The sequence below is a fragment of the Halanaerobium polyolivorans genome (assembly GCF_020711195.1).
Lineage (GTDB): Bacteria > Bacillota > Halanaerobiia > Halanaerobiales > Halanaerobiaceae > Halanaerobium > Halanaerobium polyolivorans.
On record NZ_JAJFAT010000017.1, the window covers coordinates 34,515 to 47,543 of the forward strand.

Here is a 13,029-nt window from a genome sequence, read left to right on the forward strand (position 1 = left end):
AGTTTTTAAAGAAGTTAGTAACTTAAAAAATATACTTCTTAATCCAATAACCAAACTAAAACCGTCTATTTACCTGTAATTCTGTAACTTCTTTTAATTTAAATCATCTAAACCATTTAAATAATCAATTGATTATCACTAATACAGATTATAACTGTAATTCTGTAATCTACTGATTATCAGTCTAAATTATAATTTAAAAAATTTAGTAACCAGTTCTTAATCTCTTAATTAACAATACTTTTAAACCGTATTAATCATGAACCCTTAATCTTGCACTCTTAAATTAAACTGACTCAAATTGCTATTCTTTCGTCATATCTCTTATCAATGCTTAACTTCTCAGGATCCCCCTTATTATTTAAATTTTGCTATTTATAACCGTGATTTAGCTTTTTCTGCTGTAGTTGAACCATGAACCTCTTTTTGATTCATTTAAAACATCTTTAGAATTTTTAACTATTCTAATTCCTGGTTTTTGAAATAAATTAAGGATTATTTGATTCGTAATGAGTTTATTGTAGCATTATATGGTAAAAATGTCAAGCCTTGTTGCTTAAAATAATTCAATTGATATTCTTTTTAGTGTGTTTATTGCTTTATAAGCTATTTTATGATATATTTTTAGCAGGAGGGATCGTTATGACGGATTATAATACTACTGGTGTTTTCGCCAGGATAGAAAATGTTCTCGAAAATGGTTCATTGACGAAGACGCAAACTAAGATAGCTGATTATATTTTGAAATATCCATACTCAGCTTCTATTATTACTATTAAGCAACTAGCAGAAGAAACTAAATCTGGTCAGAGCACGGTTGTTAGGTTGGTGGATGAACTTAATCTAGAAGGGTTTAAAGATTTTCAGGATCGTCTGAAAGCTGAATTAGCTTCTCTTCAAAAAACGGATTCTGCTTATTCTAAAAATTACACCATTATGGACATCATCAATACATACCTTAACAAAGATCTTCTAACAGATATCCAAAAAAATATAGCGGCCTATATAAAAAATAACCCAGAAAAAGTTATTAACTCTACTGCAGATGATATCGCGGATAATCTTTCTATTAGCAGCAGCACATTAATTAGATTTGTGCAAAACCAGCTGCATCTCGATGGTTTTTCTGATTTTAAAAAAATTTTGAGTAACGAGTTAAGCCAAGATGCCCAAGCCAAAACAGAAGAATTTGATATCGAACTGCCCAAGGATAGCTATTCTGAAAAAAATATCGCCAAGAATATAAGTAACTTAACTTTTCCAAGCGAAAACATTGAATCTTGGGGAAACCAATATGAAGCTTTCAAAAAAAACCTGGAAAAATGGGAGGTTTTTAAATCTGCTGCTGAAAGTTTTTTTGAATATCTTTATGCGGCAGATAATATTTTAATCTACGATGATAATAAAATGACAGAATATATTCTACATCGTAGACTTAATACCATGGGATTTGTGAATTCCTACTGTAATTCCCAAAAAATATGCTTAGATAATATTGACGGAATAAGAAAGAGGTCTGAACTCCGAAAAAGCAAACTGTTGCAGATGATTAAAGAGCATAGTGTTTCTAACTTCAATAGTGCTTTAGCATCGAAACTTTCTAAATATAGCAATCTACTTATTATTGTTTGCTCAACTAGCTGCGATCAAAGCTTAATTCGGATCATTAAGAAAGCAAAAGGATTCAACTTTGATATCGCTATCTTAAAAATAAAGGAATGTCAAGAAGAAATAGTTCAACTGGAAGGTGTTGACTTGAAAATTAATATCGGGGATGAATTTGGAGGAACTGAAGCTGTAGTCAATGAAATGATGTTTTTTGAACTGCTCAACTTTCAAATCCAAAAAATGCTCAGAGAAAAAGGCTTGAATTTGGTCTGAACAGTTTTTGTTAAATAAAAAAATCCCTTTATAATAAACCAGATTCTGTCTATTACAAGGGGATTTAACATACTTCAGGGTTTTCCTTCTTAAGAGCAGTATTAGCAAAAAAGAATGTTAATGAAGTAATATATGTTTTTATTTTTTATTTCAAGACCCAACTTTATATAATTATCTCAGAAGAAAACTATAATTAATTAGGAGTAATATAATTATGCCAAACTTCGATCAAGATAAAGTTGATAAAATAAGACGATTGACCATAATATCAATGTTTGCTGCCTCTGATGTCTTAATGGAGCTTTTTGCTCTCAAAGGTGGTAATGCACTAAATTATATTTATAATTTAAATCAGAGATCTTCTATCGATATTGATATTTCTATGGAAAATTCATTTGAAGGACTGGATTTTAAATTAGAAGAAGTAGAAAGTATTTTAGCAAAATCTTTTGAAAGGACTTTTAAAGAAAATGATCTGAAAGCTTTTGATATTAAGTTAGAGAAAAAACCTCAAGAAATGGATTCAGATAAGGAAGGTTTTTGGGGAGGATACCAACTATCTTTTAAGGCTCTAGAGCTCGATAAATGGCAGGATCTTAAAGAAGATAATGATACAACTACAAATAATATGAGCAGGCAGGCTATCCCCTTTAACAGGGAATTTAAGCGTAAATTCACGGTAGATATTAGCAGACATGAATATGTTAAGGAAAGAGAACTCAAAATTTTAGATGATTACCACATATATGTCTATTCTCCACTAATGATAGTCTTAGAGAAATTAAGAGCAATCTGTCAGCAGACTGAAGAATATACTGAAATAATCGAAACTCACAAACCAAGAGGCCGTGCCCAGGATTTCTTTGATATCTATATTATTTTAGAAAATTTCTCTGAAATAAACTTAACTTCTAAAAAAAGCATCAGTGCTCTAAAAGAAATTTTTAAAATTAAAAAAGTTCCTCTTTCAATACTGGATAATTTAGAAAATTATAGGGAATTTCATAAAGACAGTTTTACAGCCGTTATTGATACAGTTTTTAATTCAGATCAACTAAAAAATTATGATTTCTATTTCGATTATGTCTTAAATAAAGTTGAATTAATAACTAAAAATTTATAAATGCTGAGGATAGTATAATTTCCATCTTTCTGAGAAAGATGGATTTTTCATATTATAATTTAAATAAAAATCATATTCAATATCCATGCTTTCTAAAAGCTTTAACTGGCTTTCTTTATATCCAGCTCGTTCTAAATAAAACCCCAGAACCTGATGATAAGGATAAATATAATCCATTTTTCTTAAATAAGCTAAAAGTCTATTAATTGATATTTGTCCTTTAGCATTAATATATGCTTTTAATATTTCTTCTACTCCTCCACCGTAGCCAGGCCTGATACTTATATCAAGTAAAGTTCTTTCTATATCTGTTATTGCTAAATTATCTCCATCAACTTCTATTTCAGTTATTCCTAATCTTTCTGTATTCTTTCCATTCAGCATATATGCCTTAAAATCACCAAAAAAAGCTATGTGATTTGTTTTCCTCATTGGTTTAGAAAATGCTTTATCAATATTTTTCTGCTGCAGATCATAATTCTTATTTGAAGGTTTTTTTGATTGTTCTTGATTAGTGTAACTATTCTTTGGTATATTTTCAGTTAAGTTGTGAAGATACATGGTAGTATAATGACTTAAAAATGAGTTTTTTCTTAAATTTAGCGGTGTTTTATATTTATAAATCTCTCTAAAAGCATATTTGGTTGTTGATTGATTTTTAGATATCTGATGTTTGAAGGGAATCAGGATATTATTTTCAGCTAAAAAATTTATCAGGTCTTTTACCCTGGTGGCTTTAGGTAGGATAGAAAAAATTTTATTATATTTAAGCATATCATTGATGTCTTTAAATAAAACAATATCTCCCCTATTAAATTTTTCATCAAACTCATTAATTATCTCTTTTTTTATAATCTTCATCGTTTCAAATCTACTTCTAGACATGTTTTTCACCTCATTTATTGTATCTATAAGTATATATACTTATAGATACTTAGGTTGTATTGGTTAAATTATACCATGTTATTACTTATTTGACAAGCTTAATTGAATATATTATACTTTAATTACTATAGGTTATATATAGTATATATACTATATATAATGAAAAAATTTAGAATTAAATATTCGTTCATGATTTTAATTTACATCTATCCAAAAGTATTTATTTATTAGGTATAGCTAAACCATGTTTTTGGGCTGATTTAAAAAATAAATTTTTGTACCAATGTATCCCTTTATAATAATTATACCAATCTGTTTCAAAAAAATTATCAGCTAAATATGCATCATAAACTACCCTTTTTTTATAATCTTGACTTATAAAATCTTCAAAAGCATCTCTTAACCATAAATCTTCATCATATTCTATAATTTTTTTATCATCTGCTGATAATAAATTTTCATCTAATAAGTATTCCTGCCAGACTTCTATTCTTTGCTCTAATATATCTTTGTTTAATAATACCTCAAAAAAATCTTCAAAGTTAAATTCTCCAGAGACATTATCATCTTTAAATTTTGGGTTGTTTTCCAAAAAGTCTTCTAAATTAATTTTTATTTTCATAAATGCTTTTTTGTATCTATCAACATTATGTATTCTAGTTTCTTCAAATTTCTTAGAAAAATCAACAGATGCATCAAAGCGATATTTCCATTCTAAATATGGTATATCAGGATAAGAATAAACCTGTCCATGTCCATAGGCAGGAATGAATTTATCTTGCTTTTCTTTAGAGAATACATCTTTTATTTTTATCAAAAATTCTTTTATCATTCGATTCTTTATTAAATATATATATTCTAAATGGACTTGATTAAAAGCTCTATCTTTATCTACATCATTGACTTTACTTATTATGCCAGAAAATCCTTGATGAGTAAAAGTATCTGCATAGGCATGTAATGTTAAGCCAAACTTAACAGGGTCATCATCATTTTTTGCTTCTTTTAAAATATCAAGAATAATTGGGGATTCTTTTTTACAACGCATCTTTTTAACAAAGCTTTCTCCTTCACAACCTGGAACAAAATGAAACGCTGCAGTATTATTGACCATTGCAGCATAACTTAAAGTATTAACTTCAAAATAACTATGAGCAGTAGCTGCGTTAAAAAGAGGTGGAGTCTCGCTTAATTTCTTTAATAGCGAAGGATCATTATGATCAGATAGAGTAACTAAATTAACTCGAGCATCATCAACAAATTGCGACGCGTAAGATATCTTGTGAGCGATATCCTTTCTAAAACCAATAAATCTACTTAATGCTAAAACTGCATAATAATGAGCATCAATTTGCATTTTAAAACACTCCTTTTCTATGAAAATAGTTTTAAAAAAACTGTACATTAAAATACTCACTAAATTTCATACATTAAACAACCCGATTGAAAAACTAAAACTCAAGCCTTCTACCATTAATCTTAAGCCATTCCCTTTTATCCTGCAGATCAGGAATAATAGAACCTACAGTATCCCAAAATTACTTGGAGTAATTATCATATAACAAATATATTTTGATATTAATATTGATTACAAAAAAATCTGAAATCACATTCGCTGCAAATTTTCTTTGGTGGTAAATTTTTAAGAATAAACTCTTCATTTTTTATTTTCCGAACTATATTATCAAATTTATCATTAGCTTTTTGAAAATCTTTATCCTCTATTGAAATATTCATTTTTGCTTCTTTCTGATTTTTAGCTCCAGTATAATATATCATTGCATTTTCAATATCGATTCCATGTTTGTCTTTTAATAAATTAGCATAAGTTGCAAGCTGCAGCCTATATTGTTCTAACTTCTCTTCAGATTCCTCTGGTTTAGTTGCTTTAAGATCAACCAGTTTATATTTCCCATCATCATCAATAATTATATCTATTTTACCACTTATAAAATAATCTGGTTTTTCTATACTAATATTCAATTCAGACTCACTAATTTTCCCTATTAAGTCTTGATTATTTTTATAATATCTAATAATTTGATTTAATGCTTCTTTTTTTATATTAGGAGCTAAGCTTTGCTGCATATGTTCTCTTAAATTATCATAATTATTTTCAAACCAACCTTGAACCTTATCATCACTGAGTTCTTCACTATTATCTTTAAGATAATATTTGTTTACATCTTCAATTGTTTCATGCACTAAACTACCAAATAAAGCTCCACCTCTACGACTTGAAGTAAAACCAGATTCTTTATAAAAATTATACTGCCTGGGGCATGTATCATATACTAATACATCAGTAGTTAAACTATATTGCTTCTTCAGCTTGCTGTTTTCTTTTGCATGTATTTTTACTTGATTCCAATCATTTTTTTCTATTTCCTCTAAATTTTTCACCATATTATATACTGGCCGCACCTTCGGATTAGCATTCTTTCTATATTTGCTTAAAACTAAAAAGTTTTCTGCTCTTGAAAAAGCCACATAATATTTTCTCATATAGTCAAAATCGTTGATTTTATGTTCAGCTTCAAAACTATCTCTGTGTTTAAATTCTTTTAACTTTTTGTCAAGCTTACCACTTTGCATAGTCCTTTTACCCAAGTTACTAACAATAACTACAGGGAATTCTAATCCCTTTGCTTGATGGATTGTCATTATTGAAACATGATTTTTTATTAATATCTTTTCCCGATCTTCATATTCATTTAATCCTGTACGATGAAGTACATAAAAGAAACTCTGAAATAATCTTTGTGGTATATATTCAGCATTCCTAAAAGTAATGATTTGTGATTCTTTTAAGTAAAATTTATTGAATTTAGCTAGTAAATCTGACATTATTCCTAAATTGTATTTAGATAAACTATTATCATCTAAATATCTTTTAAATGGTTCAAACTCAAACATCTGGTACATTAAATCTAATAAATTTTCATCTGTTGTTTCTTTCTTCTCAACAATTTCTTTGTAATATGCTTTCTTTTGTTCAAGCCAATTTGAAAAGTTTGAATATTTATCTTTTTTTAGTAATTCAGTAAGTTCAGCTTTTATTTCTTCTAAATATAATCTCCAATCATTTGCATATGAAACAGTTTCTTTATCAAATTTAAATATATAAATAAATGAAGCCAAGATATATCTTATTTCCTCGTAATTGAAATAGTTTTTAGCTCTAGGACAATTACTTCTTATTCCTTTATTGCCTAGTGCATTTATAAAAGAATCAGAGTATTTACCTTTAACTGAATCAATTAAAATTGCAACTTCACTATAATCATTGATAACTTCTCTTGTTTTTAAATCTTCTATAAAATTAGCTACTTTTTTTGCTTGTCTTTCTTTATCAAACTCGTCAATTTTAAATACACTATTATACAAGGGCATCCTATTTTGTCTGCAGGGCTTTATTGTTTTATTAAACCTTGCATTACCCCATTTAAGTGATTTCATAAAACGATTATAAATATCTATAATTTGTTGGTGTGAACGATAATTTATAGTTAAATTAACTTTTTCAGCTTCTGGAAAATGTTTAGGGAATTCTAATAAATTTCTAACAGTAGCACCTCTAAATCTATATAATGACTGATCTTCATCACCAACAACACAAATATTGTTGGTTTTCTCAATCAATTTATAGATTATTTTTTCTTGTATATAATTAGTATCTTGAAATTCATCTACCATTATATATTTAAATCTATTTTTTAATTCTTCCTCTGTTTTTTTATTTTCCAATAAATCATTGAGATAATATTGTAAAAAAGCAAAATCAACATAATTTTTTTCAGATAGTAAATCTCGATAATTTTGATACGCATAACCCAATTCTTCAAAAAATTTATCACCACTAAATACTAACTCTTCAGGCGATATTAACTCTTGGGTCAATTTATTGAAATATTTAATTAATCCTTCTATAGTTCTCCATTTATATTTCCACTTATTAAGATATTTTTTTCTTCTTGATTCATCAGTTGAATCTCTCAATATTTTTTTAAAGTTATCATTAATGAAAAACTTCTGCATTACTTCATCTAAAACTTCGAATCCTCTATCCAAATGTGGATGAACATCTGTAAATTCTCTTAAAATCTCATTGCAAAAACCATGAATGGTATTAATCATTATATCACTAGTATCAATTTTATAATCCAAATTATCAATCATATTAGCTATTCTAGTTTTTAGTTGAAGAGCAGCTTTTTCTGTAAAAGTACATACTAAAATATCTTTGGCTGGTACCTTTTTATTAGCTAATAAATTTACAGTTCTTAAAATCAAACTTTGAGTTTTTCCTGAACCAGGACCTGCAATCATTAATAAAGGTCCTTCTGTAGTCTCAATTGCTTTTTGCTGCTCCTTATTTGGTTTAAAATCTAGTAAATTATAAATATCATTCATGGTTTTATTCCTCCCTGAAATTAATTTACTTCTAGTATTGATCTAAATAATTTATCAATAGGTCTGGAATTATATTTATTTAATGATTGGTTATCTATAAAGAATATATTTAAAGCATTAAATTCTTCTCTAGTGAGATTATAATGTTTATTTGAACTCTCAAATTCACTGTAGGCCATAATATATGAATTTAAAATTATATCATCTTCAGTAATCGAATTAGCTGCAATTTTAGTTTCTTGTTCTTTTATGGTTTTTGCTAATTGTACTTTAGGATGCTCTCTTATCTCACCTAAATTATGAATCCCTTTAGGATCAATGAAACTTAAATACTGTTTTTGATTATCTTTTATCCAAAGCATAAAGTCTGGATAATACCTATCAACATCATCCATAAAGCAAACACCTTTGCTTCTAGTTAGATTTCTTAATAAAAATATTTCTTTGTTTTCTATGATATCTCTTGCTCCATCACTCTCCAAATATTCTTTTAGAAGATTTATAAATACTTCCTCACTTTCTTCTAAACCTTGTGGTGTGGTTTTGATTTCACCACTTTTACATAATAACGGCTGGAAAAGATGTCTATCAAAATAAATATTATTAAATTGGTTATTATTATTTAAGTCAGTTGAATAAAAAATTTCTTTTTCTTTTTGAATTAAATCTTCAATTTCATCTATTAAATTGTAATTTTTTCTGTCTATTTTTACCACATAATCTTGAAAATTAGAATCTTCTTTGGTTAGTGTTTCATAAATTAATTTTTCATCTTGATAGTGCTTATGAGATGTTTTATAAAATTTAGTAACATATTTCCTCAATATTTTTTCGACTATATCTTGTAATTCTTCTAAGTCAGCAAACTTATTCATTTTTAAAGTGTCTTCTTCACAATGAACTTTATAATTTTTACTATCTAAAATCTCTTTTAGTTTTTCTTTTTTTATTAATAGATTCTTATAATTTTTCTTTTTCTTATGTCTAATTAAATCTAAATAAATTTCATCCCAATCCATTAAATCTAACTGTTCTTGATTGAAATAGTAATAATCATATTGACTTTTTTCTTTAAAATCAATATCTGAATCTAAACTTGAAACTATTTCAGTTTTAGGTCTTAGATCCACTTCTATAGAGATATTATTATTTATCTCTAATTCAATTAATTCTTCTTCAACAAAATTAGCATCTTTTTTTACCTTTATCGTATAAAGTTTTTTATTTAAAAACTCATTATTTTCTTTAATAGGAAGAACAATCTCTTTATCGTCTTTATCCTCTATTCCTTCTTCTTCTAAATATTTTTTAAACTCCTCCATATAATCAGCTCTTATACCAAATATATTAAGCGTTTCTAGAAGATTAATATAATCAGGATGAAATACATCATTAAAAGCTTCACTTCTCTTTAATGAACCATTTAATCCTTTTATACGGACTCCTCGGCCAAATAACTGGATTATTTGTGATCCTCTGCTACGACCAAGATTAAGAATTCCAATATTTGAAACACGATAACTATTCCAGCCTTCAGTAAATTTCTTTGACCCAATCAATAAATTTACTTTTGAAGTAGATTCATTTAAGTCAGTAAAAAGAGAATCAGAAAACTCATCTTCTTTTACTCTGTAATTATTATCTTCAAATTTATCAATTAATTTAGATGAGTTACCAATATTGATCAATCCAAAATAATCTTTTGACCCCTTTAATTTTAGACCAATCTCACCATCTCCGCCCTGAATATTATATATTTCTAATTCTCCAGTTATACTAGATGTATTAAAAATTAATTCTAAGATTTCATTATAAATTTTTCTTACATCAGTATTTTTTGATTTCAAATATCTAAACTTATCATCAAAAATATCTCTATCATTTTCATCTTCAAATCCACTTTTCTTATTTAAAATATTATTTATATTGGCTATTATCTCTTCTTTGTTATCAACTAGATTTTTAATAAATTCAATAACAAATTCTATATCACTAACACTTCTTTTATCAATATTGGCCATACTTCCACTTGGAGCTAATACAGTATCACCAACAAAAACTAACAGTGGATTTTCTAAATTATATTTTTTGATTGTTTTTTTGTTTTCAATATAATATTTCTTCTGCTCATAAAATGATAATAAGTTTGCCAGCATATATCTAAAGTTATATTCTTTAAGCTGCGAATCTTTTAAATTTAAAATATTATAATCTTTACCATAACCATCATGATAAAAATATCTATATGAATAATCAAAAATAACAGCTTTAGAATACTCTTCTAATAAATTTACATGGAACTCCTTGATCTGACTTTTCTTATAATCAGATATTTCCATACTATCTAACTTTTTATCTAGCTGATATTTTGACATGTTTATATAAGTATTATTTTTATTTATATTAAATATTTCTTCTTTAATTTCTTTATCAAGCCCTAAAAGCTCAACTTTTTCATTATATCTGGGATATTCATTTTTAATCTTTTCTGATCTATCTATTTTATCATCAATAGCCTGGCCAAAAGTAGCACTATATTCAAACAAAAAGCCATCTCTAGCCAATGCTTCTCTGTTAGATTTCCATTCTACCCCCTGCATTCCTTTATGTCCTTCATCAACAAATACTAAATTATTACCTTCCAGAGTACTTATTTCTACACTTTCACCTTCACCAGTTTTATTTTCTTTTAATTTTTGTATTTCTATTACATAAATATCTTTATCTCCAATTAATCCTCCACCCATATTATTTAGATGATCAACATCAATGTTACTTACTTTAAATTCCTCTATATGTTGTTTAGTTAATCTCTCATTTGGAGTGATGAGTATAATATTATCTAATTTAGTTTTATTATACTTTAAAAACTGAAGAAAATTTATATGCATTATAAGAGTCTTTCCTGAACCAGTAGCCATATAATATGCTAATTTATTTAAATCGTCTTCTTCAAAATATGAATATTTTCTTTTGTCTTTTTTTATTTTTTTATTTTCTTTATCTACAAATTTGTTTATATCAATTAGTAATTTTTCTTTACTGTTAAAATATCTATCCAAAAATATTTCAGTGAATAAAACAGCAAAATACTGAAAATATTTTAAGTCTATCAGGTTTTCTCTATTTTCACTAATATGCTCGACATATTCTTTAATATTGCTATCATAAGTTTCTAATTTATTAAATAATTCATCTTCAATTTCAAAATTAACCATCAATAAATTTTGAAGTATATAACTTTTTCCTTCTTCATCAAAACCATCATCTATTAAATCTGGTTGTGCAGCTTGCCTCAATGTTTTAAAGTTACCCTCATTACTTATAAATTCTTCAACTCCAAATAATGACAAAAGATATTTGTTTAGAATTTCTCTGTCTTGTAATTGCATTATCTCACCAATCCTTTAATCATTAAGCATCAACTTCCTAAAGCTTTCCTCTATTAGTAAAGAATTTTCTACATAGTTATCTCCATTAATATAAACTTTTTTATAATCATCAATATTTAGTTCGTTTTCAATAAATTCTTTATCTGCCCTTAAATCTAAATCAATAGTTTTTCTCCAGATAACTAATACACTTTCATCATCTTTCTTCCCACTTATAACTTTATATTTTCTATTAAATTGATTATATACATCAAATGTTTTCACTTTGAGTCCAATTAAATAATTGAAAGTTTCCATTAAATTTACTTTTTTATCAATCTTTTCCTTATTTTCTGTTATAGTTATTTTATAGTTAAAGGGGTCATCAAATTTATCAATATTCAGGACTGATGACTTAGTTTCATAATCAAGCATGTATTTAATTATATAATCATCATAATCATTGATTAATCTTAGATTATTAGACTCAAACTTTATATTTTCTAGAGTGTCTTCATACTGTTCTAATTTTTGATATTTAAATAAAGAATTACTTAATTTCTTTTTAATTCTTGGAATCATAATACTCTCAAAATGATTCCCCATCTCAACAGCTAAATATTTTCGATTACCACCATCTTCTTTATTTTGAGAAATTGTTGCATCAATTGTAGTCCCTGATCCAGCAAAAAAATCTAATATAGTTATATCTTTTTTATCTATTAATTTAATTATCCTTTTAATAAGAGACCTTGGTTTCTGAGTGTCAAACCCTAAATACTCAGAAGTACCTCCCTGTAAAGGTTTTATTTCATTATCGATCCATATATCTGATATTAACTTCCCTTCTACATTTTTCAAATATTTTTTTAGTCTATAATTACCATTATTAGTTTCATATATTTTATTTTCATCCCACCATTTTTCTAATTGTTCTTTTTTATAAAGCCATTGTTCCGTTACTCCTTTAAATTCAAATTGACTTCTGTTTTCCGATCTTTGTGCCCCACCTGCAATTAAAGCTACAGTTTGATATGGACCTCTACCATCATTATCGTTATGTCTAAATGCTTTTTTATAATCTTCACCAATAACACCAATATTTTTATTAAAATTAATATTTTCTATATTTTTAGCATAAACTAAAACAAATTCATGTTGATTACCTAAATTAGATGCTTGAGACTTAGGACTATTTGTTTTCTTCCAAACAATGCTATTAACAAAGTTATCCTCACCATAAATATTATTACATAATTGAATTAGATTTGATAACTCATGGATCGGGTATAATTAATTAAACAGTTTTTTCTCGGACATGATATAATAAGATAATACCAAACTAAATTGGAGGAA

General features: G+C 26.7%; 7 protein-coding genes. 2 read left to right on the plus strand and 5 right to left on the minus strand.

What is annotated here, in order from left to right:
- Positions 1–642 precede the first annotated feature (642 nt).
- Together LJ207_RS10695 and LJ207_RS10700 are read left to right on the plus strand one after the other, a co-directional pair.
- The gene (locus LJ207_RS10695) at positions 643–1,881 is read left to right on the plus strand and encodes a MurR/RpiR family transcriptional regulator (RefSeq protein ID WP_229346496.1); all 1,239 of its coding nucleotides are present in this window, start codon (positions 643–645) and stop codon (positions 1,879–1,881) included.
- A gap of 214 nt (positions 1,882–2,095) precedes the next feature.
- The gene (locus LJ207_RS10700) at positions 2,096–3,004 is read left to right on the plus strand and encodes a nucleotidyl transferase AbiEii/AbiGii toxin family protein (RefSeq protein ID WP_229346497.1); all 909 of its coding nucleotides are present in this window, start codon (positions 2,096–2,098) and stop codon (positions 3,002–3,004) included.
- Here LJ207_RS10700 and LJ207_RS10705 read toward each other — a convergent pair.
- The 5 genes from LJ207_RS10705 to LJ207_RS10725 form a co-directional block, all read right to left on the minus strand.
- The gene (locus tag LJ207_RS10705; protein WP_229346498.1) at positions 2,999–3,889 is read right to left on the minus strand and encodes a type IV toxin-antitoxin system AbiEi family antitoxin domain-containing protein; all 891 of its coding nucleotides are present in this window, start codon (positions 3,887–3,889) and stop codon (positions 2,999–3,001) included. The two genes, LJ207_RS10700 and LJ207_RS10705, sit on opposite strands and share 6 nt — an antisense overlap.
- A gap of 220 nt (positions 3,890–4,109) precedes the next feature.
- Positions 4,110–5,246 (minus strand): DUF6765 family protein, encoded by a 1,137-nt coding sequence (locus tag LJ207_RS10710; RefSeq protein WP_229346499.1) that lies wholly within the window; start codon positions 5,244–5,246, stop codon positions 4,110–4,112.
- A gap of 221 nt (positions 5,247–5,467) precedes the next feature.
- On the minus strand, positions 5,468–8,302 hold the full coding sequence (locus tag LJ207_RS10715; protein ID WP_229346500.1) for an ATP-dependent DNA helicase: 2,835 nt from the start codon (positions 8,300–8,302) through the stop codon (positions 5,468–5,470).
- Positions 8,303–8,322: 20 nt separating this feature from the next.
- Positions 8,323–11,694, minus strand: a complete 3,372-nt coding sequence (locus tag LJ207_RS10720; RefSeq protein ID WP_229346501.1) for a DEAD/DEAH box helicase family protein — start codon at positions 11,692–11,694, stop codon at positions 8,323–8,325.
- A gap of 15 nt (positions 11,695–11,709) precedes the next feature.
- A complete protein-coding gene (locus LJ207_RS10725) occupies positions 11,710–12,957 on the minus strand; it encodes a DNA methyltransferase (protein WP_369414186.1) in 1,248 nt (415 codons plus the stop codon).
- Between the last annotated feature and the right edge of the window lie 72 nt (positions 12,958–13,029).